Annotated in this window: 27 protein-coding genes; 11 read left to right on the forward strand and 16 right to left on the reverse strand. The window is 71.6% G+C overall.

All coding sequences use genetic code 11. From position 1 onward, the window contains the following. Positions 1–115 precede the first annotated feature (115 nt). On the reverse strand, positions 116–1,573 hold the full coding sequence (locus tag ACFYPA_RS09840) for an MFS transporter (protein WP_359077026.1): 1,458 nt from the start codon (positions 1,571–1,573) through the stop codon (positions 116–118). A gap of 101 nt (positions 1,574–1,674) precedes the next feature. Here ACFYPA_RS09840 and ACFYPA_RS09845 point away from each other — a divergent pair, with 101 nt between their 5' ends. Beyond that, positions 1,675–2,295 (forward strand): TetR/AcrR family transcriptional regulator, encoded by a 621-nt coding sequence (locus ACFYPA_RS09845; protein ID WP_359077024.1) that lies wholly within the window; start codon positions 1,675–1,677, stop codon positions 2,293–2,295. A gap of 18 nt (positions 2,296–2,313) precedes the next feature. Here the strand turns inward: ACFYPA_RS09845 and ACFYPA_RS09850 are convergent, their stop codons facing one another. From ACFYPA_RS09850 to ACFYPA_RS09875, 6 genes are all read right to left on the reverse strand, one after another. Beyond that, on the reverse strand, positions 2,314–2,928 hold the full coding sequence (locus ACFYPA_RS09850; RefSeq protein WP_359077022.1) for a nucleotidyltransferase domain-containing protein: 615 nt from the start codon (positions 2,926–2,928) through the stop codon (positions 2,314–2,316). Between the two features lie 7 nt (positions 2,929–2,935). Beyond that, on the reverse strand, positions 2,936–3,877 hold the full coding sequence (locus ACFYPA_RS09855) for an SDR family oxidoreductase (protein WP_359077020.1): 942 nt from the start codon (positions 3,875–3,877) through the stop codon (positions 2,936–2,938). Then, the gene (locus ACFYPA_RS09860) at positions 3,874–4,230 is read right to left on the reverse strand and encodes a DUF952 domain-containing protein (protein WP_359077018.1); all 357 of its coding nucleotides are present in this window, start codon (positions 4,228–4,230) and stop codon (positions 3,874–3,876) included. Before ACFYPA_RS09860 ends, ACFYPA_RS09855 begins: the two co-directional genes overlap by 4 nt. A gap of 9 nt (positions 4,231–4,239) precedes the next feature. Beyond that, positions 4,240–5,592: a choice-of-anchor A family protein gene (locus ACFYPA_RS09865; protein WP_359077016.1), complete on the reverse strand. Its 1,353-nt coding sequence runs from the start codon at positions 5,590–5,592 to the stop codon at positions 4,240–4,242. Positions 5,593–5,743: 151 nt separating this feature from the next. Beyond that, a complete protein-coding gene (locus ACFYPA_RS09870) occupies positions 5,744–6,757 on the reverse strand; it encodes an NAD-dependent epimerase/dehydratase family protein (RefSeq protein ID WP_389130904.1) in 1,014 nt (337 codons plus the stop codon). Between the two features lie 136 nt (positions 6,758–6,893). After that, entirely contained in the window at positions 6,894–7,844 is a 951-nt protein-coding gene (locus ACFYPA_RS09875) for a LysR family transcriptional regulator (RefSeq protein ID WP_389130907.1), read from the reverse strand. 258 nt (positions 7,845–8,102) lie between these two features. On the opposite strand from ACFYPA_RS09875, the gene snpA reads away from it, so the two are divergent. After that, entirely contained in the window at positions 8,103–8,783 is a 681-nt protein-coding gene (snpA, locus tag ACFYPA_RS09880; RefSeq protein ID WP_359314347.1) for a snapalysin, read from the forward strand. A gap of 164 nt (positions 8,784–8,947) precedes the next feature. Here snpA and ACFYPA_RS09885 read toward each other — a convergent pair whose 3' ends face one another. The 5 genes from ACFYPA_RS09885 to ACFYPA_RS09905 all read right to left on the reverse strand — a co-directional run bounded on the left by ACFYPA_RS09885 (position 8,948) and on the right by ACFYPA_RS09905 (position 13,933). Further along, entirely contained in the window at positions 8,948–9,307 is a 360-nt protein-coding gene (locus tag ACFYPA_RS09885; RefSeq protein ID WP_359314350.1) for a GntR family transcriptional regulator, read from the reverse strand. Positions 9,308–9,309: 2 nt separating this feature from the next. Next, positions 9,310–10,293: a DUF1648 domain-containing protein gene (locus tag ACFYPA_RS09890; protein WP_359077006.1), complete on the reverse strand. Its 984-nt coding sequence runs from the start codon at positions 10,291–10,293 to the stop codon at positions 9,310–9,312. Between the two features lie 211 nt (positions 10,294–10,504). Further along, positions 10,505–11,173: a DUF6304 family protein gene (locus tag ACFYPA_RS09895; RefSeq protein ID WP_359077005.1), complete on the reverse strand. Its 669-nt coding sequence runs from the start codon at positions 11,171–11,173 to the stop codon at positions 10,505–10,507. Positions 11,174–11,337: 164 nt separating this feature from the next. Continuing rightward, complete coding sequence (locus ACFYPA_RS09900) at positions 11,338–12,384, reverse strand: family 2 encapsulin nanocompartment cargo protein polyprenyl transferase (protein WP_389130910.1); 1,047 nt, start codon at positions 12,382–12,384, stop codon at positions 11,338–11,340. A gap of 142 nt (positions 12,385–12,526) precedes the next feature. Beyond that, positions 12,527–13,933 (reverse strand): family 2B encapsulin nanocompartment shell protein, encoded by a 1,407-nt coding sequence (locus ACFYPA_RS09905; RefSeq protein WP_359077001.1) that lies wholly within the window; start codon positions 13,931–13,933, stop codon positions 12,527–12,529. Between the two features lie 179 nt (positions 13,934–14,112). On the opposite strand from ACFYPA_RS09905, the gene ACFYPA_RS09910 reads away from it, so the two are divergent. The 4 genes from ACFYPA_RS09910 to ACFYPA_RS09925 all read left to right on the forward strand — a co-directional run bounded on the left by ACFYPA_RS09910 (position 14,113) and on the right by ACFYPA_RS09925 (position 17,636). Continuing rightward, a complete protein-coding gene (locus tag ACFYPA_RS09910; protein ID WP_359076999.1) occupies positions 14,113–14,562 on the forward strand; it encodes an Rrf2 family transcriptional regulator in 450 nt (149 codons plus the stop codon). Between the two features lie 92 nt (positions 14,563–14,654). Next, on the forward strand, positions 14,655–15,851 hold the full coding sequence (locus tag ACFYPA_RS09915) for a globin domain-containing protein (protein ID WP_359076997.1): 1,197 nt from the start codon (positions 14,655–14,657) through the stop codon (positions 15,849–15,851). A gap of 147 nt (positions 15,852–15,998) precedes the next feature. After that, positions 15,999–16,589 (forward strand): N-acetylmuramoyl-L-alanine amidase, encoded by a 591-nt coding sequence (locus ACFYPA_RS09920; protein WP_359076995.1) that lies wholly within the window; start codon positions 15,999–16,001, stop codon positions 16,587–16,589. A 39-nt stretch (positions 16,590–16,628) separates the two neighbouring features. Then, on the forward strand, positions 16,629–17,636 hold the full coding sequence (locus tag ACFYPA_RS09925; RefSeq protein ID WP_389130915.1) for a 1-aminocyclopropane-1-carboxylate deaminase/D-cysteine desulfhydrase: 1,008 nt from the start codon (positions 16,629–16,631) through the stop codon (positions 17,634–17,636). On the opposite strand, the gene ACFYPA_RS09930 is transcribed toward ACFYPA_RS09925, so the two are convergent. Further along, on the reverse strand, positions 17,612–19,213 hold the full coding sequence (locus ACFYPA_RS09930; RefSeq protein WP_389130918.1) for a Na+/H+ antiporter: 1,602 nt from the start codon (positions 19,211–19,213) through the stop codon (positions 17,612–17,614). The genes ACFYPA_RS09925 and ACFYPA_RS09930 overlap by 25 nt on opposite strands. 35 nt (positions 19,214–19,248) lie before the next feature. Between ACFYPA_RS09930 and ACFYPA_RS09935 the strand changes: the two genes are divergently transcribed. The 3 genes from ACFYPA_RS09935 to ACFYPA_RS09945 all read left to right on the forward strand — a co-directional run bounded on the left by ACFYPA_RS09935 (position 19,249) and on the right by ACFYPA_RS09945 (position 21,130). Beyond that, positions 19,249–19,509 carry a UBP-type zinc finger domain-containing protein gene (locus tag ACFYPA_RS09935; RefSeq protein ID WP_359076991.1) on the forward strand — a complete coding sequence of 87 codons (261 nt, stop codon included), beginning with the start codon at positions 19,249–19,251 and terminating at the stop codon, positions 19,507–19,509. 230 nt (positions 19,510–19,739) lie between these two features. Next, positions 19,740–20,153 carry an anti-sigma regulatory factor gene (locus ACFYPA_RS09940; protein ID WP_067163834.1) on the forward strand — a complete coding sequence of 138 codons (414 nt, stop codon included), beginning with the start codon at positions 19,740–19,742 and terminating at the stop codon, positions 20,151–20,153. Between the two features lie 50 nt (positions 20,154–20,203). Then, positions 20,204–21,130, forward strand: a complete 927-nt coding sequence (locus ACFYPA_RS09945; protein WP_389130921.1) for an RNA polymerase sigma factor SigF — start codon at positions 20,204–20,206, stop codon at positions 21,128–21,130. 83 nt (positions 21,131–21,213) lie between these two features. Here the strand turns inward: ACFYPA_RS09945 and ACFYPA_RS09950 are convergent, their stop codons facing one another. Continuing rightward, a complete protein-coding gene (locus ACFYPA_RS09950) occupies positions 21,214–21,606 on the reverse strand; it encodes a hypothetical protein (protein WP_359077784.1) in 393 nt (130 codons plus the stop codon). Between the two features lie 244 nt (positions 21,607–21,850). Here ACFYPA_RS09950 and ACFYPA_RS09955 point away from each other — a divergent pair, with 244 nt between their 5' ends. Together ACFYPA_RS09955 and ACFYPA_RS09960 are read left to right on the forward strand one after the other, a co-directional pair. Further along, entirely contained in the window at positions 21,851–22,819 is a 969-nt protein-coding gene (locus ACFYPA_RS09955) for a diacylglycerol kinase family protein (RefSeq protein ID WP_359076988.1), read from the forward strand. Positions 22,820–23,137: 318 nt separating this feature from the next. Further along, complete coding sequence (locus ACFYPA_RS09960) at positions 23,138–23,395, forward strand: WhiB family transcriptional regulator (protein ID WP_003953983.1); 258 nt, start codon at positions 23,138–23,140, stop codon at positions 23,393–23,395. 162 nt (positions 23,396–23,557) lie between these two features. Here ACFYPA_RS09960 and ACFYPA_RS09965 read toward each other — a convergent pair whose 3' ends face one another. Together ACFYPA_RS09965 and ACFYPA_RS09970 are read right to left on the reverse strand one after the other, a co-directional pair. Next, positions 23,558–25,024, reverse strand: a complete 1,467-nt coding sequence (locus ACFYPA_RS09965; RefSeq protein ID WP_359077783.1) for a histidine kinase N-terminal domain-containing protein — start codon at positions 25,022–25,024, stop codon at positions 23,558–23,560. A gap of 407 nt (positions 25,025–25,431) precedes the next feature. Then, the gene (locus ACFYPA_RS09970; RefSeq protein ID WP_359076985.1) at positions 25,432–26,502 is read right to left on the reverse strand and encodes an SIS domain-containing protein; all 1,071 of its coding nucleotides are present in this window, start codon (positions 26,500–26,502) and stop codon (positions 25,432–25,434) included. Positions 26,503–26,573 lie beyond the last annotated feature (71 nt).

Genomic DNA, 26,573 nt, shown 5'->3' on the forward strand with positions numbered 1-26,573 from the left:
TCCGGGCGGGCCGAGTTGGGGCGGCGCGTGGTCCGCGCACGGCGTACGGGTCGCAACCGAGCGGGGACGCGGGGCCGCTGCGGCCCCGCGTCCCCGACCTCACGGGTCAGTACAGCTACCGCGCCCCACGCCGTGGCCCCAGGAACGCTCCGGCCAGCAGGGCGCCCGCCAGGACGAGGGCGGAGTTGACCAGGATCGCGAGCGAGACCCCGGACAGGACGGCCTGCGGACCGTCGTCGCCGAGTGCGGACATCCGGGCCGTCGCGATGGCGCTCATGATCGGGATGCCCATGGTGATGCCGACCTGCTGGGTCATCGTGGCGAGGCCCGTGGCCAGGCCCTGTTCGTCGTCGGGGAGGCCGGAGGTCGCGGTGACCATGAAGCCGACGATCATCAGCATGTTGCCGATGCCGCCGATGAACGTGGCGGCCAGCAGGAGCCAGATCCAGGCCCCGGAGGTACCGAGCGCCACCAGGGAGAGCGTGGCGACGGCCTGGACGATGCCGCCGGCCACGATCGTCGTCCGGTTACCGAAGCGGCCGACTGCCCGGCCGCCGAGCGTGCCGCCGATCACCGTGCCGATGCCGAGGACGCCGAAGGCGAGGCCCGTCGCGAGCGGCGAGTAGCCGAGGACTTCCTGGAGGTAGAGCGTCAGCAGGAAGACCAGCGAGGTCTCGGTGACGAAGGCGATCAGACCGGTGGCGTTGCCCCAGATGACACTGCGGCGCTTGAGGATGCGTACGGGGACGAGCGGCGCCGTGGCCTTCTTCTCGACGAACCAGAAGGCGATGAGCAGCGCGGCGCCGGCGAGCAGGGCGGTCAGGGTGGTGGGCGCGGTCCAGCCGGTCGCGCCCGCCCGGGTCAGACCGTAGACCAGGAGCAGCAGTCCGCCGGTGACGGTCGCGGCGCCCGGGATGTCGAGGCGGGGGCGGCCGGCGGGGCGGGAGTCGCTGATGACGGACGGGGCGAGCGCGACGACGAGGGCGGCGACGGGAACGTTGACGAAGAAGGCCCACCGCCAGGAGAGCAGATCGGTGAGGAGCCCGCCGAGGATCGCGCCCGCCGTGAAGCCGGCGGACATCAGGGCGCCGTTGAGACCGAGGGCGCGTTCGCGCAGCGGGCCCTCCTTGAACGCGGTGGTCAGCAGGGCGAGTCCGGCCGGGGTGACAGCCGCCGTGGCGAGGCCCTGGAGGACCCGGGCGGTGAGCAGGACCTCGGGGGTGGTCGCCAGTCCGCCGAGCGCGGAGGAGAGGCCGAGGACGACCATGCCGCCCACGAAGAGGCGCTTGCGGCCCACCAGGTCGGCGATGCGGCCGAACAGGAGGGTGAATCCGGCGGCGGCCAGGGCGAAGGAGGTGGCGATCCACTGGAGGTTCGGGAGGGAGAAGCCGAGCCCTTCGCCGACGACGGGCAGCGCGACGTTCAGGATCGAGAAGTCCACGGCGATCATGAACTGGGCGCCGAGGAGGAGAGTGAGGACGAGCTTCTGCCGTCCGGTCATGCGCGGAGTCGTCGGCTGGGCAGCGGCGGGGGCGGTCGCGCCGCGTTGCGGGGTCTGGCTGGGTGCGGACATGGTCGTCCTTCCTCGGACGGAAGTTTTAACGGGTCTATGGTTCCGTTAAGATGGGATGACCGTAGCAGAGGAACCCTCGTTAATGGAACTGGAGACCCGTTATGACGTCCGAGAGTGCGGAGAACGTGGAACCCGGCACCGTCCGGCCCGGCGGGCGCACCGCCCGGGTCCGCGAATCCGTTCTGCGCGCGGCAGGTGACGCGCTGGCCGAGCAGGGCTTCGACCGGCTCGACCTCGCCGACGTCGCCCGCCGCGCGGAGGTCGGCAAGACGACCGTCTACCGGCGCTGGTCCACCCCCACCGGCCTGATCGCCGACCTGCTCGACGACATGGCGGAACAGTCCTCGCCGCGGGCCCGGACCGGCTCACTGGCCGAGGACCTGAGGGCCAACGCCCGGCTCGTGCTGTCGACGCTCACCGACCCGCGCCAGGGCGCCCTGTTCCGCTCCGTGATCGCCGCCGCGACCTGTGACCCGCGCACGGCCCAGGCCCTGCACCGCTTCTACGCGGTCCGCATCGAGGAGTGGTCGGGCTGCGTCACCGAGGCCGTCGAACGCGGCGAACTCCCCGCGGGAACCGACCCGGACGAGGTGATCCGCGCCGTTTCGGCCCCCCTCTACTACCGCCTGCTGGCCAGCGGCGACCCGCTCGACGCGGCGGCCGCCGACCGCGCCGCCGAGGCCGCGGTCGCGGCGGCCGAGGCCGGTGCGTACGTGAGCTGAGCCCGGGGGGCTCCGGACTCAGCCCGCCCGCAGCCGGGCCGCCCAGGGGTGGTCCGCGCCCTCGGCCAGGGTGAGCGTCTCCGTCAGCCAGGCGCGGCGGTCCTCGTCGAGAAGGGGCAGCACGGCCTCGAAGTCCTGCTCGTCCTTGGGCCGCCGGGACCTGGCCTTGTGGAGGAGCTGGACCTCGGGCGCGAGGTAGGGGACGCCGTCCCCGGAGACCCTGCCGAGCCGTTCCAGCGGGAGGCGGATCCTCGGGTCGCGGCGGAACACCCAGTCCCCGTCCTCCGCGTCGTCGAGCATGAACTGCACCCGCCACGGCTCACCCACGCCCGGCCGGCACCAGATGTCGTGGACCCGCGGCGGCAGGATCTCAGCGGGCAGCCACGGTCGCAGGGTGCCGGGTGGATCGGCGGCCCACCACTGCCCGTCCGGCAGGAGCCGCTGGACGGCGAGCTGGTCGCGCCGCAGCAGGAGCACGTCGATGTCGCCGTGGTCCCGGTAGACGCGGCCCACCGCCAGTTCGACCGCGTACCCGCCCGCGATCCACCACGGCGTGCGCAGCGGGGCGAGCAGGCGCACGGCGTCGTCGAGGGACATCGGGTCCCAGGGGCCCCAGGGGGTTTCCGTGCGCACGGGGCCGTCAGCCCTGTGCGAGCAGGTGGCGGTAGCTGTCCGGGTGCTCGCGGAGGTACGTGGCCAGGCTCATGGGCGGCCTGCCCGTGAGGGCGGCCACGGCGTCCGAGACGGCTGCCATCTCCCCGGCCGCGATGGCCTCGTACGACGTCACCCAGCCGGCCACCTCCCAGTCCTGCGCGCCGTATCCGGCCCGCGAGGCGTAAGCCTCCTCCCGGCTCTCCGGGACGTAGGTGATCGTCCGGCCGGTGACACGGCTCAGCTCCTCGGCCGCCTCGGCGAGGGTGAACGCCTCGGGCCCCGTCAGGTCGTACGTCCGCCCGTCGTGCGTCGGCCCGGTGGGATCGGCGCCGGCCAGCAGGACCGCGGTCGCCGCGTCGGCGATGTCCTCGTGGGCCACCGCCGCCACCCTGCCGTCGCCGGCCGGTCCGCGCAGCACGCCGTCGGTGCCGGTCATCGCCGGGAGGCCGGCCAGGTACCAGCTGTCGCGCAGGAAGGTGTGCCGGACGCCGGAGACCCGGATGTGGGCCTCGGTGGCCCAGTGGTCCCTGGCGAAGGTGAACGTCGCGTCGGGTGCGGCGCCGAGGAAGGAGACGTACACGATCCGTTCGACGCCCGCCGCGACCGCGGCGTCCACGGCCGTCATGTGCTCGTCCACCCGGCCCGGGCTCTCGTGCGCCGATACGAGGAACAGGGTGTGCGCCCCGGCCAGGGCGCGGCGCATCGCCTCCCCGTCCCCGTACGGCGCGGCAGGTGCGGTGTCGGCGCCCGGCAGCTCGGGCAGCCGGGAGGGGTCCCGGCCGAGGAGGCGTACGGGGACGCCCGCCCGGGTCAGCCGCTTCGCGACCCGGCCGCCGAGCGCGCCGCTCGCTCCGGTGACGGCGGTGAGGGGGCCGGAAGCGCCGCCCTCGGCACCATCTGTGGGGCCTGTGGGGCCTGTGGGGTTCATGCGAGGTCGCCTTCCTTGTCCGGCCAGGGGAGCACCCCCACGACCGCTTCGACCGGGATCGGTCCGTAGATGTGCGGGAACTCCTCGCCGCCGGGCCGCAGCGACTCGTACCGCACGGGGGCGGGCAGCCGTTCGGTGTCGATGACGAGCACCACCAGGTCCTGGTCACCGGCTTCGGCCCGGCCCCCGGCGCCGTACAGCAGCTCGGCCACGGCGGGGAGCTGATGGGGCAGCGAGCAGTGGATGAAGCCCTCTTCGTGCAGGGTGCGGCCGCGGGTGGACATCTCGTACGTCCCGGTCCCGCGGGCCGCGTCCCACAACGGGCGTTCGGTCAGGTGCAGCAGTTCGGTCATGCGCCCAAGCTAGCCGCGCCGGCGCGACCTGCGGGCGATGAGCGTGGCCGCCGATCCGGCGAGCAGCAACCCGGCCGCGATCCCGCCGATCACCCATTCACCGCCGCGCGCACCCGTATCCGGGAGCTGACCCCCGGGGTGGGGCGGCCCGGGCGGCCAACTGTGCGTCGGGGTGGGGTGCGGGGCCGGTGTCGACTCCGAGGAGGACGGGGACGGAGAAGGGGCCGGAGATTCGTCCGTCGGCGAGGGCGTCGGGGTCGGCGACTCGTCCGTCGGCGAGGGCGTCGGGGTCGGGGACTCGTCCGTCGGCGAAGGGGTCGGGGTCGGGGAGGGTTCCTCGCCGCAGTCCGGCAGATCCCCGTCGAACGGATAGGCGTGCAGCTCCTGGCCGCCCGACTCGCCCTCCGAGGTGTGGGTGAGCGACCCGGCGCTGTAGAAACGGCCGTTGGTGCCGCTCATCGCGAGCGTCGCCACACTGGACTGCTGTCCGATCAGCACACTGCCCTGGAACTGGCCGGTGCCCTTCAGCCCGATCGTGGTCGCGTCCGGGAAGTTCCACATCAGGTGCTCGCGGAGCCCCGACTGGGGCAGTGAACCCATGTACGTACTGATGTCGCGCGTGCTGCCGTAGACGTTGACCAGCACGGTCGCGCCGTCCGGAACGCCGTTGAAGACGATTCCCTGCTGGCTGCCGGAAGCCGTGGTCAGATCGGCGTCCACCACGAAGACCTGGAGGGCGGAGGTGCCGTCGCCGGTGAAAACGGTCTCGGAGCCGCTGTTCCGCACCGTGCCGGTCGCCGGGCGGCGGTGGTCCTCGTTGTCGTCGTACGCGTAGCAGTGGCTTGCCGCCGTCAACTCGTCGCGCAGCGCGGTGTACGGATCGGTGGCGTCGGCGTCGTGCACCGGGTCGGGGATCACCGTCCCGGTGAGGTTCTGGGCGTATCGCACCACACCGTTGTTGGGCCCCTCCTCGGCGAGGAGCCGCTTGCCGCTCTGGATGGTGACGTCACCCCCCACCGTCAGGTAGTCGGAGCCGTTCGGCGGCGGCACCCGCGATCCCCCGCCCGCGACGCCGACGTTGTAGATCTGGGAGGCACCTTCCCGCTTCGTCATGTCGAACTTCCCGAGGGTGACGATCTTCCCCTCGGCCTCCGCGGCGGCCTCCCTGACCAGGTAGTCGCCACCGACGAAGATGTTGATGTTGCTGTCGTGGTAGATGACGTCGTCACTGTTCGGATCCGGCCATGTGGCGGGGCAGTCGTCCCCCAGGCACGGGCCGAGGCCCCCGGGCAGAGAGGCGGCGGCGGCCGTGGGGGCGAGGGCCCCCACCATGGCTGCCGCTGCCGCCACCGTCACCGCCACGCGGCGTCTTTTATCGGTTCTGCATTCTTTTGCTCCCATACAGCGCAATATGCAGCTTTTTCGACTGCGCATCGGACAAGCCACGCCGGGCGGGCAGTCCCGATCCGCCGACTGCCGCCGGCCGGAGACCACCCGCCCGGCGCAGCCGCCCTCAGCCCGCCAGCAGCTTCGCCTCGGCCGCCGGGTCGATGCCCGTCAACGGCCGGTCGGCGCGCTGCGGCGCGCTACCGCCGAGCCCGCACAGCCAGGCCCAGGTGTCGCTGACCGTCTCCTCGACCGGGCGGCAGCGCAGGCCCGTGGCGTACGCCTTGCCGACATCGCCCTGGTGGAGGGTGTCGTACAGCTCCCCCGGCGGCAGCCAGACCGGCAGGTCCGTCCAGGGCTCGACGCCCGCCGCGAGGATCCGGTCGGTGTCGGTCCAGCGCAGCTCGGCATCGGAACCGGTGGCACGCACGCAGGCGGTCAGCAGTTCACCCATCGTGGTGTGCCCGGGACGGCTGACCAGGTTGTACGGGCCGTGCAGTCCCTTCCCGCAGGCGTCCAGCAGCCATGTGGCGAGGTCGCGGACGTCGATGTACTGGAGGGCCAGATCCGGTGTGCCGGGCGCGAGCACGGGGCCGCCGCGGGCGATCCGGGTCAGCCACCACGGCAGCCGGCCGACGTTCTCCCAGGGGCCGATGATCAGCCCCGCCCGGGCCAGCAGTGCCCGGTCCCCGAAGGCGTCCAGCGCGGCCAGTTCACCGCCGAGCTTCGCCCGGGCGTACGGGACGTCGCCGCCGGCGTCCGGCGAGGCCCCCTCCACCAGCGGGCCGTCCTCGGTCAGGCCCGCCGGTGCCGGGTAGTCGTACACCGACCGGCTGGAGACGTACGTGTACCGCGCGGCGCGGCCGGACAGCAGCCGGGCCGCGTCCCGGACCGCCGAGGGCGCACCGCTCCACGTGTCGACGACGAGGTCCCAGGTGTACGTCCCGTCGTCCGGCTCCGCGACCCCGGCGAGCGCGGCGAGGCCGCCCTCCACCGTGCGGTCGCCGAGCAGTTCGGCCACTTGGGGCGGAGGCGCGTGACGGCCGCGGTGGAACACCGTGACCTCCCAGCCGCGCGCGAGCGCGGCCTCGGTGACGGCCCTGCCGACGAATTCCGTACCACCCAGGATCAGAAGCCTCATGCCCCGACTCTGCCCGTCCGCGCCCCGGTCCGGGACGGTCCTCGCTCTCGGCGGAATCGCTCTCGGCGGAATCGTTCCGGGCCGGCACGGAACGCCGACCCCCTCCCCGCCTCGGCCGGTCACGGGGGCCGCGTGCTCAGGACAGGGCGAGCGGGCTGCGGTGGCGCAGCAGCCACTGGTGGTATCCGGCCGCTCTCCGGGCCGCCTCCCGGTAGGCGGCCTCCAGTTCCCCGTACACCACCGTCATGTCGGCGCCCGGCCGGGAGACCAGGAGCAGCCGGACGGCGAGCGGGTCGTCGCGCAGCGGGCGGATCGCCATGTCGTCGCGCGGGCCGGAGGTGGGCTGGCACGGCGCCACCGCCTCGCCGAGGACGACGAGCGACGCGGCGGTGAGGTAGTCGCCGTGCAACACGGTCGGCGCGACACCGGCGGCGCCGAACACCCGGCGCAGGCCGTCCCATTCACCGTCCACCGTGGGGTCGACCATCCACCGGTCGGTGGCCAGGTCGGCGAGGTCGACGACGGGCAGGGCGGCCGCCGGATGGTCGCGGGACATGGAGATGAACTGCGGTTCCCGTTCCAGCAGGACGCGCTGCTCCAGCCCCTCGGGCACGGAGAGCGGGCAGCCCTCCACCTCGTGCACGAACGCGACGTCGAGCCTGCCCGCGCTGACCGCCCGCAGCAGCGCGCGGGCCGACACGTCGACCCTCAGCGAGATGTCCGTACCGGGCAGCCTGATCCGCAGTCCGCGCAGCCAGCCGCCGATGACCCGGCTCGCGGTGCAGCCGATGCGCAGTCGCGGACCGCCGGCCCGGGCCGCGTCCACTTCCGCCTTCGCGTCGGCGACCAGTGCGCTCATGCCGTCGACGAGGGGCCGGGCCCGGCCGATGACCGCGCGGCCCAGCAGTGTGGGGTGGCAGCCGGTGCGCTCACGGCTGAACAGTTCGGCCCCCAGCGCGTTCTCGATCCGGCGCAGCTGGGTGGTGAGCGAGGGCTGGCTGACGCCCAGCCTGCGGGCCGCCCCGTGCAGACTGCCGGTGTCGGCGATGGCGCACAGCGCCCTGAGGTGCCTCACCTCAAGCTCCATGCAGCCGAGAGTAGGGCGGCCACGTCGTACCGCACCAGACGCCGCAACCCCATCAAACAACGGCAATTCAGCAGCTGTTGGTGTGATCGGCATCGGGTGGGCATCCGCGGGGCCCCGACGGGCGATAGGGCGGCGCTATCGCCGGTTGGCATCATCCGCACGGCGCCGGGTTTCCCCGACACTCGCTGCGTACCGCCCCCGTTCGCGTCCGTTGACCGGACGGGTCCCCCTGGCAGGTAACCCGTAGGAGAACCCCCCATGAGACACCCCAGGACCGTCATGTCCGCCGTGATCGGCCTCGGCTTCGGCCTCGCCGCCGCGCTGGGAACCGCCCCCGCGATCGCCTCCGCCGCCCCGGCGCCCGCCGCTCCGCCCACGTCCGCCTCCGCCGGCCACGCCGCGTACACCTCCCACTCCGGTTCGCACGAGAGCGCCGCCGCCAACAAGGCGTTCTTCGAGGCAGTGGCGAAGTCGGTGGCCGAGAAGCGCGCCGCGCAACCGGGCGTCCAGGCCGTCACCATCGTCTACAGCTCGGCCAACGCCCCGAGCTTCCGTTCGGCGATAGCCAACAGCGCGCGGATCTGGAACAGCTCCGTCTCCAACGTCCGGCTCCAGGAGGGTTCCAACGCCGACTTCGCCTACTACGAGGGCAACGACCCGAGCGGTTCGTACGCGAGCACGGACGGCCACGGCAACGGGTACATCTTCCTCGACTACGCGCAGAACCAGCAGTACGACTCCACCCGTGTGACGACCCACGAGACCGGACACGTCCTCGGCCTGCCGGACCACTACTCGGGCCCGTGCAGCGAGCTGATGTCGGGCGGGGGCCCCGGGCCGTCGTGCACCAACCCGTATCCGAACTCCAATGAGCGCGGCCGGGTGAACTACCTCTGGCAGTACGGCTTCGCGGCCGCGCTCGCACGCAGCGGTTCCTGACCCACCCCGCCACGAAGGGCCACCTCGCAGGACGGGGTGGCCCTTCGCGCGGGCCGGGCGGCCCGTGCACGGGGGACGGGGTGGCCCGCTCACTCAGGACGGGGCGGCTTCAGCGGGGCAGCCACGGGAAGCCGATGCGCTGCGGCCATGCGCTGCGGCGGCTGTCATCCGGCGGCGAGTTCGCTCCGGATCAGGGTCAGCAGTTCGTCCTCAGTCATCCCGAGCCGGCGAGCGTCGCCGACCACCTCGCGCACGCGCTCCAGCAGTCTGGCGCGGTGCGGGGAGGCGCCGTCGGCCACGACCGCGCCTCGGCCGCGGCGCAGTTCGATCAGCCCCTCCTCGCGCAGTCTCTGGTAGCCGCGCAGGGCCGTGTGCACGTTTACGCCCAGTGATTCCGCGAGCGCCCGGGCGGCGGGCAGCCGTTCGCCGGGCGCCACCGCCCCGTCGGCGACGGCGCGACGGACACAGGCCGCGATCTGGTCGCCGAGCGGCACGGTGGAGGTGGGGTCGACCCGGAAGAGCATGGTCAGTGTTCCGTTCGGCGCTGGTCGATCAGGGTGTTGAGGAGTGCGGCGGCGGTCGCCGAGTCGTCCACCGTCACCGCGAAGTCCCGGCCGTCGGCCAACCGTGCCACGATCCCCTCGCCGGAGCGGATCATGACACCCGTGCGTCCCGGCCGGATCCGGTAGCCCCAGCCCCCGTACTCGGTGAGGGGGTTGATGTCCCGGCTGACCGCCGTCTCGATCCGGTCGAGCGGAACCCGCACGCGCGGCCACGGCAGTATCCCGGCGACCGTGATCCCGCGCCGGTCCACGGTGACGTTCGGACGGGCGAAGGCCACGAGGAGCAGCCCGACCAGCAGGACCGGAACCGCGGCGACCCAGCCCGCGGTGTACAGCAACGCGCCCCCTCCCGCGCAGGTCAGGGCAGCCGTCGGGGGCAGCCACCGGCTCCTGGCACTGCGCGCCCACCCCGCGACCTCCCCGGCAGCGAGCGCGATCCGTTCCCCGCCCCCGGCCGGAGCGGCAGCCGACGGCTCGTCCGGTACGGGAAGGAGTGCGGCGAGCAGCAGCCCGAGCCCGAAGGCGAGCGCGGCGACCCCCGGCGCGACGGCCAGGTGCCACATCGGGAACGAGACTCCCTGGGCGCGGCCCCGCGCGTCCTCGGCGGCGTCCACGTTGACGAGCAGCACCACCGCCATGAGGTAGCCCAGGAACCCGGCGATGGCGTAGCCGCAGGCGACCGTCCTGTTGTACGCCCGGCCGTGGAGCCCTCCCATGCCGGTCATCAGGACCCACAGCGCGCCCACTCCGACGAGCAGCACCGTGGTGACGACGACGTACGAGGTGCGGCCCGCGTAGTCGTCCGCCCGGCCGTTGCCCACGAAATGGCTGGCCAGCTGCGCGGGCAGGCGGTCGCGGCGGGTGGCGAACAGGAGCAGGTCGACGGCGAGGGCAAGCAGGAACGGCAGAGCGGCGAGAGCCGCGCGGCCGGCGTTCTTCCGGTTCATCAAAACCTCCATTGTTTGCATGCTAGTAGAACAATGAAGGTGCGGCAACGCAGCACCTCGGCAATGTGGCGGCGCACGGTGCGGCGGTGACACGTCCAGCAGGCCCAACGAGTAGGCCCGACGGCGGTGAGCCGTCGGGCCGGTTGAGGGGGTGTCAGGTGGCGGTCGAGGGGACGTCAGGCGGGGCGCAACGCCCACCCGCCCGGTGCGGTCAGGCCGTTTCGAGCGGGAACGCGCCGCGGTGGCCGGTGCCCGCGCCCGCCTCCGGGCGGAGTTCGAACTCGCCGCAGTTCCAGACCTCCTGGACGAATCCGCTGCGGCGGTCCCACAGATCGAGGACGTCGTCCTCGCCGGCCGCCCCGCGGTACGCCTCCTTGGCACCCCGGAAGCACGCGAGGCCACCGGAGAGCCCGCGGCCGGGGGCCGGGAAGTAGTCCGAGAAGGCGCACGCTATGCACGTCCGGAGCCGGATACCGGGCGGGAGGGCCCGCTGAATGGTGGCGAGTGCGGCCCCGAAGTCGCTCTCGGCTCGATGGGACCGGAAGGCCGCCCCGCCGTACCGCAGCTCCAGATAGAGATACGGGTCGGGTTTGCGCAGCGACAACAGGCAGCTCAACGTGGCCTGATGGACCGCGCCGTCAACCGTGACGGGGAACGGCAGGTCCCATTCCAGGACGCAGTCGTTGAGCATCCCGTCGGCGAGGGCGAACATGCCGCTCTCCGGCGGCATGCCCGCCACCGGGCACAGGGCGTCGAAGCTCTCACCCTCGAAATCGACGCCCCGGACGCGAAGGCGGAGCTGCTGTCCGTCGGTGGTGAGGATGACGGCATCGGAGCCCTGTCGGTCCCGGTACCACCCTGCCCACGACTCATCTGTCATGGGCACGGACTGTAGCCCGTGGCTCGGACACTCCCCGTGCCGCCCTCCACTTCGGCGCCCGACCCCTGTGACCTCGGCCGATCCGCGTTTACGCCGCCGCCTCTTCCCGACCCTCCCCTCACGGCCTTCGCTTTCGGATGGTGCGGAGCCCTCGGTGCCTCCGTTCAGTGCGTCCGGCGGGTGACGAACTCGGCCAGGGCCAGGAGATCGCCCGCCGCCGACAGATCGGGCACGGCCCGGGACAGGTGGTGCACCGCGCGTGCCATCCGGTCCGCGGCGCAGACCTGCGCCCAGTCGCGGCCGCCCGCCCGGTCCACGGCGTCGACTGCCCGGCTCACCTCGCCGGGCGTGTTCATGGGGCCCCGGTAGAGCGCGGCGAGCTCCGCCGCCGCCGGGGTGCCCGAGGTCAGCGCGGCCACCACGGGCAGCGACTTCTTGTGGGCGGCGAGATCGGCGCCCACCGGCTTCCCGGTCTGGGCGGGGTCGCCCCAGATGCCGATCAGGTCGTCGATGAGCTGGAAGGCGAGCCCGGCCTCGCGGCCGAAGCCGTCCATCGCTCCGACGGCACGCTCCTCCACGCCCGCGTAGAGCGCGCCCATCGCGCAGGCGCAGCCGAGCAGCGCTCCCGTCTTCGCCGTCGCCATGGAGAGGCACTCGTCCAACGAGACCTCGTCCGGCCCGCGTTCCTCGAAGGCGCAGTCCGCCTGCTGGCCGGCGCACAGCTCGATGACGCAGGTGGAGAGCCGGGCCGAGGCACGGGCCGAGACCGCGTGCGCGTCCTCGGCGAGGAGCCGCTGGGCGAGGGCGAGCATGGCGTCGCCCGCGATGACGGCGTCCGGGATGCCGAAGACCGTCCAGGCCGTGGCCCGGTGACGGCGGGTCCGGTCCTCGTCGATGACGTCGTCGTGCAGCAGGGTGAAATTGTGGGCCAGTTCCACGGCGACGGCCGCGCGCACGGCGTCGCCCGGGTCACCGCCGAGCGCCCGGGTGGCGGCGAGGACGAGCGCGGGTCTGATCGCTTTGCCGGCGCCACCCGCGGCGGGGCTGCCGTCGGCGTGCTCCCAGCCGAAGTGGTACATCGCGACGCGCCGGATCGATCCCGGCAGTGAGGAGACCGCGGCCCGCAGATGCGGATCGACGAGGGTCCGGGTGTACTCCAGGAGCGCCGCGGCCTCGTTGCCCTCGGTGGCGGCGGCGTCGGTACGGGTCATGGTCAATCGGTCACCCCGGTCGTTGCCGTCCCCGGCCCCCGGCGGCTGTCGCGCCGGGGGCCGGGTACGTGGGTGGTTGCTGTGGGTGTGCCGGCTGCGGCCGACGGGGCCCCGGACCCGGTGGGACCGGGACCCCGTGGACTCACCGCCAGCGGCTGACCTCGACGTTCTCCAGGACACCGAGGGCGTCCGGGACCAGCACGGCCGCGGAGTAGTAGGCCGTCACGAGGTAGGAGATGAGCGCCTGCTCGTCGATCCCCATGAAGCGGACCGACAGGCTCGGCTCGATCTCGTCCGGAATGCCCGTCTGCTGGAGGCCGATGACGCCCTGTTCGGCCTCGCCGGTCCTCATGCAGATGATCGACGTGGTGCGGGCGTCCGTGACGGGGATCTTGTTGGACGGGAAGATCGGGACCCCGCGCCAGGCCGGCACGTGGTGCCCGCCGATGTCCACGCTCTCCGGCACCAGACCGCGCTTGTTGCACTCGCGGCCGAAGGCCGCGATGGCACGGGGGTGGGCGAGGAAGAGCTTCGAACCGCGGCGGCGTGACAGCAGTTCGTCCATGTCGTCGGGGCCGGGCGCGCCGTCATGGGGCTGGATCCGCTGCCCGTAGTCGCAGTTGTTGAGCAGGCCGAACTCCCGGTTGTTGATCAGCTCGTGCTCCTGGCGCTCGCGCAGCGCCTCGACCGTGAGCCGCAACTGCTGCTCGGTCTGGTTCATCGGCTGGTTGTAGAGGTCGGCGACCCTGCTGTGCACCTTCAGGACGGTCTGCGCGACGCTCAGTTCGTACTCGCGGGGCGCGGCGTCGTAGTCCACGAACGTGTGCGGGACGAGGGCCTCGCCGCTGTGGCCCGCGGAGAGGTCGATCTCCGCCTCGCCGTACTTGTTGGTGCGCTGGTGCGGGATGGCGAGCAGTCCGGCGAGGTGGGTGCGCAGCGAGTCGGCGCGCTCGGCGAGGTTGAGCACGTCGGCCCGCCTCAGTGTCAGGACGGTGCACGCCGTGACGGCGCGGGCCGTGTACTCCCAGAGAGCGTCGCCCTCGATCAGGGAGTGGTCCCCGAAGTAGGCCCCGTCCGCATGGACGCCGAGCACCGTCTCGTCCCCGTAGGGCCCGGTGCCGACCTTCTCGACCTTTCCGTGTGCCAGCAGGAAGACCCGGTCCGCCGCCTCACCCGCCGAGGCCAGGAGCTGTCCGGCGGGAACGTCGCGCTGCTCGCACCGCCTGGCCAGTTCGGCGAGGACCTCCTCGTCCCCGAAGTCCCTCAGGGCCGGAAGCTCACCGAGCTCGGCGGGGATGACCGACACCCGGTCCCCGGTCTGTACGAAGGTCACCCGGCCGTCCCCGACCGAGTAGCTCAGCCGGCGGTTGACCCGGTATGTGCCGCCCTGCACCTGGACCCACGGCAGCATCTTCAGCAGCCACCGTGAGGTGATCTCCTGCATCTGCGGAGCGGACTTGGTGGTCGTCGCGAGGTTCCGCGCGGCTGCCGTGCCAAGACTCTGCTGCGGCGGCACCTGCGCGTTCTGAACCTCTTCACCAACGGACATCTGTAGTCCTCTCGATTCATCAGCTGACCTGCGAGAAGAACCTTTCAGCATGCGGACTCGCCACGCCATTACACAAAAGAGTGTGACTAATCGGGCTTTGGGCTGGGCACCACGCTGCGCGATACCTGTGGGCCCGGGTAATTTGCATACGGAATGCAAGTTCACTTACCGTGACCGCCATGCGGCTGACGAGATTCACCGATGTGGCGTTGCGCGTGCTGATGCGCCTCGCCGTGGTGGAGAACGAGGATCCGCCGACCACCCGGGAGGTGGCGGCGACCATGCAGGTGCCGTACTCCCACGCCGCGAAGGTCGTGGCCCGCCTCCAGCACCTCGGCCTGGTCGAGGCGCGGCGGGGCCGCGGCGGCGGGCTCGCCCTCACCGCGGCCGGCCGCTCCGCCTCCATCGGCGGGCTCGTTCGCGAGCTGGAGGGCCCCGGCGACGTCGTCGAGTGCGAGGGCACCACTCCGTGCCCGCTGCGGTCGGACTGCCGGCTGCGCAACGCCCTGCGGGCGGCTTCGGAGGCTTTCCATGCCTCGCTCGACCCGCTCACCGTGGCCGAACTGATCTCCTCGCCGACCGGCCCCCTGCTGATCGGCATCAGCAGCAGGCCGCCGACGGACGGCTGAACGACCCCCCTCCACACCGGGCCCACGGCCCGGTTCCTACACTGAGCTTAAATACGCATCTGAGATGCCAATTCTGATCCGAGGAGTTAACGATGCTCTCCGAGCCGTCGACCGCCACCGTCCGCGCCACCCTTCCCGCCGTCGGCGCGGCCATCGGAGACATCGCCGATCTCTTCTACCGCAAGCTGTTCAACGCCCACCCCGAGCTGCTGCGCGACCTGTTCAACCGCGGCAACCAGGCCTCCGGTGCCCAGCGCCAGGCCCTCGCAGGCTCCATCGCCGCCTTCGCGACCCAGCTCGTCGAGCACCCGGACACCCGTCCCGACGTGATGCTCGGCCGCATCGCGCACAAGCACGCCTCGCTCGGCGTCACGGCCGCCCAGTACGACGTCGTCCACACACACCTGTTCGCGGCCATCGCCGAGGTCCTGGGCGACGCGGTGACACCCGAGGTCGCGGCCGCCTGGGACGAGGTCTACTGGCTGATGGCCAACGCGCTGATCGCCATCGAGGACCGGCTGTACGCACAGCAGGGCGTCGTCGCCGGCGACGTCTGGCGCGACTGGGAGGTCGTCTCCCGCACCGAGGAGACCGCGGACGTCGCCACGTTCCAGATCCGCCCGGCGGACGGCGCCCCCGCCCCCGCCTTCCACCCGGGTCAGTACGTGTCCGTGCAGGTGGAACTCCCCGACGGCGCCCATCAGATACGCCAGTACAGCCTCTCCAGCGCCCCGGGCTCGGCGCTCCGCTCGTTCACCGTCAAGTGGGTGCACGGTGAGGGCGCCCCCGACGGCGAGGTCTCACGGCAGCTGCACACCCGGGTCCGGGCCGGTGACCGGCTGCGGGTCTCCGCCCCGTACGGCGACCTCGTACTGAAGTCCACCGACGCCCCGCTCCTGCTCGCCTCGGCGGGCATCGGCTGCACCCCGATGCTGTCGATGCTGGAGCACCTCGCGGACTCCGGCCACCGCGCGCCGGTGACCGTGGTGCACGGCGACCGCTCCCCCGCCGACCACGCGCTGCGCGCCGACCACACCCTGTTCACCACCAAGCTCCCCGACGCGGCGGCCCACTTCTGGTACGAGAACCCGGAGCCGGGACACCCGGCGGACCGCACCGGCCTGGTCGACCTGACCGGCGTGGTCATCCCCTCCGGCACGCACGCCTACCTCTGCGGGCCGCTGCCCTTCATGCGGGCCGTGCGCACCCAACTGCTCGCCAAGGGGGTCGCGGCGGCCGACATCCACTACGAGGTGTTCGGCCCCGACCTGTGGCTCGCCCAGGGCTGAACCGCGGACGGTGCTCGTGGAATTGACCGGATTCGCTCGCACACCGACCGAACACGGTCCGCAATCTCCCCGTAATTGGTCCGGGACCCCGTCCGTCGGGTAGAAGCCCCGTACGGACACACTCCCCCACGCACGAAGGAGCCGGCCATGTCCTCACCCATGTCCGCGAGCACCTTTCTCGACGCCCTCAAGGACGAAGGGCTCACCGTCGTCCAGGTCGGCGACTGGCGCACGCACAACCGCAACCACAAGGGCCCCTGGGGGCCGGTCAACGGCGTGATGATCCATCACACGGTCACCAAGGGCACCGCCGCGACCGTCCGGATCTGCCGCGACGGCTACGCGAGCCTGCCGGGGCCGCTGTGCCACGGCGTCATCGCCAAGGACGGCCGGGTCCACCTGGTCGGCTACGGGCGGGCCAACCACGCCGGGCTCGGCGACGACGACGTGCTGCGCGCCGTCATCGCCGAGAGGGGCCTGCCCTCGGACAACGAGGCCAACACCGATGGGAACCGGCACTTCTACGGCTTCGAGTGCGAGAACCTCGGCAACGGCAAGGACCCCTGGCCCGCCGCCCAGCTCGAAGCCATCGAGAAGGCGGCGGCCGCGGTCTGCCGCCACCACGACTGGACCTCCCGGTCGGTCATCGGCCACCGGGAGTGGCAGCCCGGCAAGGTCGACCCGCGCGGCTTCTCGATGACCGCGATGCGGGCGCGGATCCACGACCGCCTGAAGTAGTCCGGGCCCGCTCCGGCCCGGCGCGGCCACAATGGGGATATGCCCTCCACGCCGCGCGAAGCGCCAGGTCCCGTCCCGAGTTCCCCGCCGTCCGCGCCGATCGCGGGCGCGGGGAACTCCGGACAGGACCTGGGCCTCTCCCGGCTGCGACCGGTCCTCCCGTCACCCCTGCTGCCGGTCGAGGACGAGCGCTTCGCGCGGCACGGGGTGACGCTGCTGCTCAAGCGCGACGATCTGATCCACGCGGACCTGCCGGGCAACAAATGGCGCAAACTCGCGCCGAACCTCCGCGCGGCAGCCGGCCGTCCGGTGCTGACCTTCGGCGGCGCGTACTCCAACCACCTGCGGGCCACCGCCGTCGCGGGCCGGCTCCTGGGCTTCCGCACCGTCGGGGTCGTCCGCGGCGACGAACTCGCGCACCGGCCGCTCAACCCCTCGCTCGCCCGGTGCGCGGCCGACGGCATGCGACTGCACTTCGTGGACCGCGGGACGTACCGCGACAAGGCCGATCCGCGGGTCCTGGCGGGCCTGCTGAGCGCCTACGGGGAGTGCGAGGTCATCCCCGAGGGCGGCAGCAACGCCCTGGCCGCACAGGGCTGCACAGAGCTCGGCCGCGAGCTGCGCGGGGTCGCCGACGTCGCGGCGGTGGCCTGCGGCACCGGGGGCACCCTCGCCGGACTCGCCGCGGGACTGGCACCGCGACAGCGCGCGCTCGGCGTCCCGGTCCTGCGCGGCGGCTTCCTCGGGGACGCGGTACGGGACCTGCAGCGCGAGGCGTTCGGCGGACCGGCCGGAGCGTGGTCCCTGGACGACCGCTTCCACTTCGGCGGGTACGCCCGCACCACACCCGCGCTGCACGCGTTCGCCGACGACTTCGAGGACCGCCACGGGCTGCCGGTCGAGCGCCTCTATGTGGCCAAACTCCTGTACGCGCTCACCGAGCTGGCCGGGGAGGGCGCGTTCCCCGCGGGGACCGCCGTCGCCGCCGTCATCACGGGGCGCCCGGACGGGTCCGGCGGGACTCAGTCGTCCGACTCCTCCCGGTAGGCCGCGGCCTCCTCCAGGTCGAGGCGTCTGAGCAGGGTCCGCATCATCTCGTCGTCGATGGCGCGCTCGTCCCGCAGCCGTACGAAGACCTCGCGTTCGGCCTCGATCATCTCGCCGGCCAGCCGCCGGTAGGTGTCGTCCGCCGACTCCCCCGTCACCGGATTCGCGGCGCCGAGCCGTTCCCAGACGGCGTTGCGGCGGCGCTCCAGGACGGTGCGCAGCCGGTCGGTGAGCGGCTGCGGCAGGCAGTTGCGCTCATCGGTGAGCAGTTCCTCCAGGCGCGCCTCGGCGGCCGTGGACGCCTCGCTCTGGGCCTGTGCCTCGGCGAGCGTCTCGGCCTGCCGGTCGCGGCCCGGAAGCTTCAGGACCTTCACCATGACCGGCAGGGTGAGCCCCTGGACGACCAGGGTGCCGATGACCGTGGTGAACGTCAGGAACAGCACCAGGTTGCGTGCCGGGAACGCCTCGCCGTCGCTCGTGACCAGCGGGATGGAGAAGGCGATGGCGAGCGAGACGACTCCGCGCATCCCGGCCCAGCCGACGATGAGCGGCGAGGTCCAGTTGGTCTCGGGCTCCCGCTCCCGGATGCGTTTGAACAGCAGACGCGGCACATAGGTAGCCGGGTAGACCCAGATGAAGCGGACCACGACGACGGCCAGGAACACCGCCACCGCGTACCAGAGGGCCTCGCCGACGGCGTACGTACCGAGCCCCTTCAGTACGAAGGGCAACTGGAGGCCGATCAGGGCGAAGACCGCGGACTCCAGGATGAACGCGACCATCTTCCAGACGGCGGCCTCCTGGAGCCTCGTGGCGAAGTCGACCTGCCACGAGCGGTGGCCCAGGTAGAGCGCGACGACGACCACGGCGAGCACTCCGGAGGCGTGCACGCGCTCGGCGGCGGCGTACGCCACGAACGGGATCAGGAGCGACAGGGTGTTCTGGAGCAGCGGCTCCCTGAGGTGCGTGCGCAGCCAGTGCAGCGGGACCATGAGCACCAGTCCGACCCCGACACCGCCCACCGACGCCAGCAGGAACTCGCCGATCCCGCCGCCCCAGCTCATGCCCTCGCCCACGGCCGCGGCGAGCGCGACCTTGTAGGCGGTGATCGCGGTGGCGTCGTTCACCAGGGACTCGCCCTGCAGGATCGTCGTGACCCGCGCGGGCAGGCCGACCCGACGGGCGATGGCCGCGGCCGTGACGGCGTCGGGCGGCGCGATGACGGCTCCCAGCACCAGCGCCGCGGTGAGCGGCAGGTCGGGCACCAGTTGGTACGCCAGCCACCCCACCGCGACGGTGGCGAAGAGCACGTAGCCCACGGAGAGCAGGGCGACGGGCCGGATATTGGCCCGCAGGTCCAGGTACGAACTGTCCACGGCCGCCGTGTAGAGCAGCGGCGGCAGCAGGAGCGGCAGCACGATGTGCGCGTCCAGCGTGTACGTCGGCACGCCCGGCAGGTACGAGCCGATCAGCCCGAGGGCCACCAGCAACAACGGGGCCGGCACCGGCGTCCGGCGCGCCAGACCGGCCGTCGCCGCACTGGCCGCCACCAGCGCCACCAGTGGCAAAGCGTCCATCTCAAGGTCCTCGCATCCGTCGTAACCTGGCCATCATGAGTGAGTGCCCGCATGTACCGGACCTGCCGCGCCCCGAGCCCGCGGCTCTCGCCGAGACCTGTCTCGAATGCCGCGCGGCGGGTACCCACCCCGTGCAACTGCGACTCTGCCTGATGTGCGGACACGTCGGCTGCTGCGATTCGTCACCCCTGCAACACGCCACGGGGCACTTCAAGGAGACCGGCCATCCGGTGATGCGGAGCTTCGAGCCCGGCGAGAGCTGGCGCTGGTGCTTCGAGGACGGTTCGATCGTGTGACGTCTGGGTACGTCAAACCGGCGCCTGTTGTTCGTAATTGATCGCCGCAGACCCCTAGCCACTGTGCGTACTCGTGGGCTTACCATGAGTGACGGTCATGGGATGGGGTCTCGGCGACACGGCATCATGGATCGCGATAGCGTCGCCGGACCAGAACCGAAGACGTACCGCATGGCTCCGGGCGACCCTTCCCGGATCCTCGAAGAGTTTGTGCCACCTTGGAGGTGAGGGTGTCCCAGATCGCAGGCGAGCCCGGGAATCAGGACTTCGTAGAGGTCCGGCTGCCCGCTGCGGGTGCCTACCTGTCGGTGCTGCGTACGGCCACGGCCGGTCTCGCAGCGCGCTTGGACTTCACTCTCGACGAGATCGAGGATCTTCGCATCGCGGTCGACGAGGCGTGCGCGATCCTGCTCCAGCAGGCCGTGCCCGGTTCCGTCCTCAGCTGCGTGTTCCGGCTCGTCGACGATTCTCTCGAGGTGACGGTTTCGGCCCCGACGACGGACGGCCGCGCCCCGGAGCGCGACACGTTCGCGTGGACGGTGCTCTCGGCGCTGGCCGGAAAGGTCGACTCCTCGGTCGCCGATGACCGTACGGTCAGCATCAGCCTGTACAAACAGCGCGGCGCGGGACCCGGGCCGGCGTGAGCAACGGGAACGGGGACGGTCCTGTGCGGGACGAGACGATCCGACCAGGGGTGGTGCGCGCAGCAGGCATCCCGGAACAGCAGGCCCTGCCTCATCCGGTGGACGGGGCGGACCAGCCCCGTGCGGTGGACGGAGCGGAGAGGCCCGCCGGCAGTACGGTCGCGGTGGAGCAGTCGCAGGCGGAGCGGGCAGGCCAGATGAGCGAGCACGGGCACCACGATCCACACGACCGCAGCGGGGCGCGGGCGTTGTTCATCGAGCTGGGCAAGCTCCCGGACGGGTCACCCGAGAAGGCGGAGCTGCGCAACCGGCTGGTACGGATGCACCTGCCGCTGGTGGAGCACCTGGCGCGGCGCTTCCGCAACCGCGGCGAGCCGCTGGACGACCTGACCCAGGTCGCCACGATCGGGCTGATCAAGTCCGTGGACCGCTTCGACCCGGACCGCGGTGTCGAGTTCTCGACGTACGCGACACCCACGGTCGTCGGCGAGATCAAGCGGCACTTCCGCGACAAGGGCTGGGCGGTACGGGTGCCGCGCCGGCTCCAGGAGCTGCGGCTCTCGCTGACCACGGCGACCGCGGAGCTCTCCCAGCAGCACGGCCGCTCCCCCACGGTGCACGAACTGGCGGAGCGGCTCGGCATCTCCGAGGAAGAGGTCCTGGAGGGTCTGGAATCGGCCAATGCGTACAGCACGCTCTCGCTGGACGTGCCGGACACGGACGACGAGTCCCCCGCCGTCGCGGACACGCTCGGTTCCGAGGACGAGGCGCTGGAGGGTGTCGAGTACCGGGAGTCGCTGAAGCCGCTGCTGGAGGACCTGCCGCCGCGCGAGAAGCGCATCCTGCTGCTTCGCTTCTTCGGCAACATGACCCAGTCGCAGATCGCTCAGGAGGTCGGCATCTCGCAGATGCACGTCTCCCGGCTGCTCGCCCGCACCCTGGCGCAGCTGCGCGAGCGGCTGCTCGTCGAGGAGTAGGCCGGCACGGTCGAGGAGCGGCCGCGTGAAGGACCGGCCGGACGGCACGCGTCCGGTCGGGCCCCCGGGGCCGCCGCGGAGCCTCAGGCGTCGGCGCTGTCCGCGTCGGACGCCGCACCCGGCCGGCGGATGCCGAGCGCCTCGATGGTCGCCGGACGGGCCAGCTGGAACAGCGCGGTCAGCGCCACCGCGGCGAGCACGACACCGGCCGGGATCAGCACCCCCTGGGACCGCAGCAGCGTCCAGGCCACCGGCAGCGCGATGATCTGCGTGATGAGCGCGGGCCCACGGCTCCAGCTGCGCCGCTGAAGCAGTCCACGGGCGGCGAGGAGCGGGATCAGCCCCAGCGCGATCACCGTCAGACCGCCCATTTCGGCCTGCTGCGGGCTGTCGGGGCGGCCGAGCAGCCCCATCACCAGCATGTAGACACCGCCGATGACGAGAGCCGCCCCTTCGAGGGCGCTGAGTCCGGCCACGAGCGTCAGCCTGGCCGGCTTCGGCGGTTCGGCCGAGGGCGTCGACGAGGGCGCGTTCTGCTGAGTACTCACCCTTGCAGGTTGGCATCCCCGGCACGCGAAAGCGAAGCCGGGGTCGAAACGCCCCCGGATCTCCTACCGACGCCATCCGCGGACCCTCGCCCCGCACCCACCTCGTCACTCAGCGTGAAGGCAATCGGGCGGGACTTCAGGCCCGTACCTCGCGGTAGGTAGTCTGGCAGTCATGCGCGCACTTCTTGTGGTCAATCCAGCTGCCACCACCACCAGTGCGCGGACCCGTGACGTACTGATCCATGCACTGGCCAGCGAAATGAAGCTGGAGGCCGTGTCCACGGAGTACCGCGGGCACGCCCGTGACCTGGGACGACGGGCCGCGGACAGTGACGACATCGATCTCGTGGTCGCGCTCGGCGGTGACGGCACGGTCAACGAGGTCGTGAACGGTCTGCTCCACAAGGGCCCCGACATCGACAACCTGCCGAAGCTCGCCGTGGTTCCCGGGGGCTCCACCAATGTCTTCGCACGCGCCCTCGGCCTGCCGAACGACGCGGTGGAGGCGACCGGCGCCATCCTGGACGCGTTGGCCCATCGGACCGAGCGCACGGTGGGCCTGGGACGGGCGGCCGGTACCCCTGGCACGGAGGACGAATCCGTCCCGGAGCGCTGGTTCACCTTCACCGCCGGCCTCGGATTCGATGCCGGAGTGATCGGCCGCGTCGAACAGCAGCGCGAGCGCGGCAAGCGTTCGACCCATGCCCTGTACGTGCGCCAGGTGATGCGACAGTTCCTGGAGGAGCCGCATCGGCGGCAGGGGATGATCACCCTGGAGGTGCCGGGTCAGGACCCGGTCACCGACCTCGCCCTCTCCATAATCTGCAACACGGCCCCCTGGACCTACCTGGGGAACAGGCCGATGTACGCGTCCCCGAAGGCCTCGTTCGACACCGCCCTGGACGTCCTCGGCCTGCAGCGACTGTCCACCGCGGCGGTCACCCGGTACGCCACGCAGCTGCTCACTTCGAGCCCGGAAAAGGGCCCGCGCGGCAAGCACGCGGTTTCACTGCATGACCTCACGGACTTCACCTTGCATTCAAAGGTTCCACTGCCCTTCCAGATGGACGGTGACCACCTGGGAGTGCGTACGAGTGTGACGTTCACAGGCGTACGCCGTGCACTGCGTGTGATTGTGTGAGTGGAAGGGACCAAAGTCCTTTAACTCGAACGTTTGGGCTGGCTTCCACCCTCTAGAAGTACGGCTGTGAGCTAGCCGACACCGAGGAATCAAAAAAAACTTTCCAGAAGGGGTTGTATCCGTCGCCCAGGTTTGGGAATCTCTACATGGCGATCGGGACGGCCCGCAACAACGGCCTCCACTGAAAGCCAGAACCCCTCCTCACCGCACAGGACCACAACCAGTTCATCTGGACGTGGGCCCGACACTTGCGGGGGGATTCGTGAAAGCGTTCACATTCACAAGCCACAGTACGTATACCAAGGAGAGGTAGCAGCCATGGACTGGCGTCACAACGCCGTTTGTCGTGAGGAAGACCCGGAGCTGTTCTTCCCCATCGGCAACACCGGTCCTGCGCTGCTGCAGATCGAGGAAGCCAAGGCCGTCTGCCGTCGCTGCCCCGTCATGGAGCAGTGCCTGCAGTGGGCGCTCGAGTCCGGCCAGGACTCCGGCGTCTGGGGTGGCCTCAGCGAGGACGAGCGCCGCGCAATGAAGCGCCGCGCCGCTCGCAACCGGGCGCGCAACGCCAGCGCCTGACCGACGCCACCGCTACGAGCCTCAGCCAGGCGGCGCGTACGGAGTGTACGCATCACCCCGCCCCCCGAGTCGCAGCGCGCAGTACCCCCGAAGCGCATGCTTGACCAGAGAGCCCGGACCGTTCACCAACGGTCCGGGCTCTCTGCTGTGCGTACGTACGCGCTACTTGTCCGCGCGGACCGGGATGTCCAGGACCACCTGGGTGCCGCGCTCGGGCGCCGGCACCATGCCGAACGAGCCGCTCAGCTCACCCTCCACCAGCGTGCGCACGATCTGGAGACCCAGATTTCCGGCGCGCTGCGGGTCGAACCCCTCGGGCAGACCGCAGCCGTCGTCCTGAACGGTGATCAGCAACCGCCCCTCGGTGGGTGAACCACCGCGCACGGCGGCGACCTCCACCGTGCCGGACTCGGCCACGCCGAACGCGTGCTCCAGGGCGTTCTGAAGGACCTCGGTGAGGACCATCGCCAGCGGAGTGGCCACTTCCGCGTCGAGGACGCCGAAGCGTCCCGTGCGGCGGCAGGTGACCTTGCCCGGGGAGATCTCGGCGACCATGGCGATGACCCGGTCGGCGATCTCGTCGAACTCCACCCGCTCGTCCAGATTCTGGGACAGCGTCTCATGGACGATGGCGATCGAACCGACGCGCCGCACCGCCTCGTTGAGCGCCTCACGCCCCTGCGGGGAGTCCATCCGGCGGGCCTGCAGGCGCAACAGGGCGGCCACCGTCTGGAGGTTGTTCTTCACCCGGTGGTGGATCTCCCGGATGGTGGCGTCCTTGGTGATCAACTCGCGCTCGCGTCGGCGCAGTTCGGTGACGTCGCGCAGCAGGACCAGGGAGCCGATGCGGACGCCCTTGGGCTTGAGGGGAATCGCCCGGAGCTGGATCACGCCGCCCGTGCACTCGACCTCGAACTCCCGGGGCGCGTAGCCACTGGCCATTTTGACCAGCGCCTCGTCCACCGGGCCGCGGGACGGCGCGAGTTCGGCGGTGATCTGGCCGAGGTGCTGTCCGACCAGGTCGGAGGCGAGGCCCAGGCGGTGATAGGCGGAGAGGCCGTTGGGGCTGGCGTACTGGACGACGCCGTCGGCGTCGAGGCGGACGAGCCCGTCGCCGACCCGCGGCGAGGCGTCCATGTCGACCTGCTGGCCGGGGAAGGGGAAGGACCCGGCCGCGATCATCTGGGCCAGGTCCGAGGCCGACTGGAGGTAGGTGAGTTCCAGCCGGGACGGCGTGCGGACCGTGAGCAGGTTGGTGTTACGGGCGATGACGCCGAGGACGCGCCCTTCCCGGCGTACCGGAATGGACTCGACCCGTACGGGCACCTCCTCGCGCCACTCCGGGTCGCCCTCGCGCACGATCCGGCCCTCGTCCAGTGCCGCGTCCAGCAGCGGACGGCGGCCGCGCGGGACCAGATGGCCGACCATGTCGTCCTGGTAGGAGGTGGGGCCGGTGTTGGGCCGCATCTGGGCGACCGAAACGTAACGGGTGCCGTCACGCGTCGGAACCCAGAGAACGAGGTCGGCGAAGGACAGGTCGGAGAGCAGTTGCCACTCCGAGACCAGCAGATGGAGCCACTCGAGGTCGGTGTCACTCAGGGCGGTGTGCTGGCGGACGAGGTCGTTCATGGAGGGCACGTGTGCGAGCGTACCTGTGGATGTGCACAGGTTCCGAACCGGACGGGCCGCCCGCACGTGCAGGAGGAAGGGCCGGAAATCACCGCGCCCCGCGGATGGACACCGCGAGTGGTCTAGTCCAGAATGCTGAAGACAGAGCCTCCGCTCTCCCCGCACAGGAGAGCGGAACGAGGTACCCGCGCTCTCTGCCCTGACTGCGCCGGTACCTCTCCCCGGCCGGGGGCACCGCACACCGCCGGCCGAGCCGATCGCCCGTCACGGGCGGTCCTACTCCGGGCTGCGGTGCTGGTCGGGCTGAGGGTCCCGGCCCGGCGCCGCGGCCCGCGGGTGTTTCCGGGGCCGGTCCCTACGCGGCCTCGACGGGTGCGCATCTCCACCTGGCCGGTTCCGCGTGTTCCTCAGCGGGTCTCGGTGACCTTCGCGAGCGCCCGCGGCGCGTCCGGGTCCTGGCCGCGGGCGATCGTCACCTCGTACGCCAGCATCTGCAGCGGCAGGATCTCCAGGATCGGCTGGACCTCCTCGGCGACCCCCGCCGTCGGCAGCACGAAGCCCGCGGAAGCTGCCTCCACCTGGGCCTTCGGGCCGACCACGAAGAGGTCCGCGCCCCGGCCTCGCAGCCGGTCGAGCACCGGTTGCAGGGCCTCGCCGCCCCGGCCGTCGGTGACCACGGCGATCACCGGGGAGATGTTGTCGACCATGGCCAGCGGACCGTGCAGCAGATCGGCGCCGGAGTAGGACAGAGCGGGGATGTAGCTCGTCTCCATCAGCTTCAGGGCGGCTTCCTTGGCCGTGGGATAGCCGTAGCCGCGCGACGTGATGACCATGCGCTCGGCGAAACGGTAGCGGGACGCCAGGGCCCTGACCTCGTCCTTGCGGGCCAGGATCGCCTCGGCGAGTTCCGGCAGGATCGCGGCCGCAGCGCCGTCGCCGCCGCGCAGCCCCTCCACGAAGAGGTACAGGGAGAGGAGCGAGGCCGTGTACGTCTTGGTGGCCGGCAGGGCCTTCTCCGGGCCCGCGAGGATGTCGATGTGGTACTCGGAGACCGCGGCGAGCGGTGAGTCGGGGCTGTTGGTCACCGCCAGCGTCACGGCTCCGGCCTCCCGGGCCGCCTTCGTCGACGCCACCAGGTCGGGCGAACCGCCGGACTGGCTCACGGTGATGACCAGGACGTCCTTCAGATCCGGCTTCGCACCGTACGCCGTGGTCGTGGACATCGACGCCAGGCCGCAGGGCAGGCCGAGCGTGATCTCCATCAGGTACTTCGCGTAGAGGGCGGCGTTGTCCGACGTGCCGCGGGCGGTGAGCAGGACGAAGCGCGGCTTGCGGGCCGCGATCCGGGCGGCGACCGCCCGGATGGCGGGTGCGCCCCGGTCGAGGATGCGCCGCAGCATCTCGGGCTGCTCGGCCATCTCGCCGGACATGATCCGGCCGGGCTGCTCGCTCTCGTCGGCCGGGTACGTGGCGGACATGTCTGGGGCCTCCCGGGGGTGTCGCGATGCGTCGGTCAAGTCGAACACGGAGCACCGCGGGGCCGCCAGCG

It is taken from the genome of Streptomyces sp. NPDC005775 (genome assembly GCF_042871565.1).
GTDB lineage: Bacteria > Actinomycetota > Actinomycetes > Streptomycetales > Streptomycetaceae > Streptomyces.

Excerpts from the sequence above, each read along its gene's own strand:
- ACFYPA_RS09955 (WP_359076988.1), top strand. The coding sequence starts at position 21,851 with ATGCGCGCACTTCTTGTGGTCAATCCAGCTGCCACCACCACCAGTGCG.
- ACFYPA_RS09840 (WP_359077026.1), bottom strand. The coding sequence starts at position 1,573 with ATGTCCGCACCCAGCCAGACCCCGCAACGCGGCGCGACCGCCCCCGCC.
- ACFYPA_RS09910 (WP_359076999.1), top strand. The coding sequence starts at position 14,113 with ATGCGGCTGACGAGATTCACCGATGTGGCGTTGCGCGTGCTGATGCGC.
- ACFYPA_RS09905 (WP_359077001.1), bottom strand. The coding sequence starts at position 13,933 with ATGTCCGTTGGTGAAGAGGTTCAGAACGCGCAGGTGCCGCCGCAGCAG.
- ACFYPA_RS09915 (WP_359076997.1), top strand. The coding sequence starts at position 14,655 with ATGCTCTCCGAGCCGTCGACCGCCACCGTCCGCGCCACCCTTCCCGCC.
- ACFYPA_RS09855 (WP_359077020.1), bottom strand. The coding sequence starts at position 3,877 with ATGAACCCCACAGGCCCCACAGGCCCCACAGATGGTGCCGAGGGCGGC.
- ACFYPA_RS09925 (WP_389130915.1), top strand. The coding sequence starts at position 16,629 with ATGCCCTCCACGCCGCGCGAAGCGCCAGGTCCCGTCCCGAGTTCCCCG.
- ACFYPA_RS09890 (WP_359077006.1), bottom strand. The coding sequence starts at position 10,293 with ATGAACCGGAAGAACGCCGGCCGCGCGGCTCTCGCCGCTCTGCCGTTC.
- ACFYPA_RS09895 (WP_359077005.1), bottom strand. The coding sequence starts at position 11,173 with ATGACAGATGAGTCGTGGGCAGGGTGGTACCGGGACCGACAGGGCTCC.
- ACFYPA_RS09970 (WP_359076985.1), bottom strand. The coding sequence starts at position 26,502 with ATGTCCGCCACGTACCCGGCCGACGAGAGCGAGCAGCCCGGCCGGATC.
- ACFYPA_RS09860 (WP_359077018.1), bottom strand. The coding sequence starts at position 4,230 with ATGACCGAACTGCTGCACCTGACCGAACGCCCGTTGTGGGACGCGGCC.
- ACFYPA_RS09965 (WP_359077783.1), bottom strand. The coding sequence starts at position 25,024 with ATGAACGACCTCGTCCGCCAGCACACCGCCCTGAGTGACACCGACCTC.
- ACFYPA_RS09920 (WP_359076995.1), top strand. The coding sequence starts at position 15,999 with ATGTCCTCACCCATGTCCGCGAGCACCTTTCTCGACGCCCTCAAGGAC.
- ACFYPA_RS09845 (WP_359077024.1), top strand. The coding sequence starts at position 1,675 with ATGACGTCCGAGAGTGCGGAGAACGTGGAACCCGGCACCGTCCGGCCC.
- ACFYPA_RS09870 (WP_389130904.1), bottom strand. The coding sequence starts at position 6,757 with ATGAGGCTTCTGATCCTGGGTGGTACGGAATTCGTCGGCAGGGCCGTC.
- ACFYPA_RS09930 (WP_389130918.1), bottom strand. The coding sequence starts at position 19,213 with ATGGACGCTTTGCCACTGGTGGCGCTGGTGGCGGCCAGTGCGGCGACG.
- ACFYPA_RS09885 (WP_359314350.1), bottom strand. The coding sequence starts at position 9,307 with ATGCTCTTCCGGGTCGACCCCACCTCCACCGTGCCGCTCGGCGACCAG.
- ACFYPA_RS09875 (WP_389130907.1), bottom strand. The coding sequence starts at position 7,844 with ATGGAGCTTGAGGTGAGGCACCTCAGGGCGCTGTGCGCCATCGCCGAC.
- ACFYPA_RS09935 (WP_359076991.1), top strand. The coding sequence starts at position 19,249 with ATGAGTGAGTGCCCGCATGTACCGGACCTGCCGCGCCCCGAGCCCGCG.
- ACFYPA_RS09900 (WP_389130910.1), bottom strand. The coding sequence starts at position 12,384 with ATGACCCGTACCGACGCCGCCGCCACCGAGGGCAACGAGGCCGCGGCG.
- ACFYPA_RS09960 (WP_003953983.1), top strand. The coding sequence starts at position 23,138 with ATGGACTGGCGTCACAACGCCGTTTGTCGTGAGGAAGACCCGGAGCTG.
- snpA (WP_359314347.1), top strand. The coding sequence starts at position 8,103 with ATGAGACACCCCAGGACCGTCATGTCCGCCGTGATCGGCCTCGGCTTC.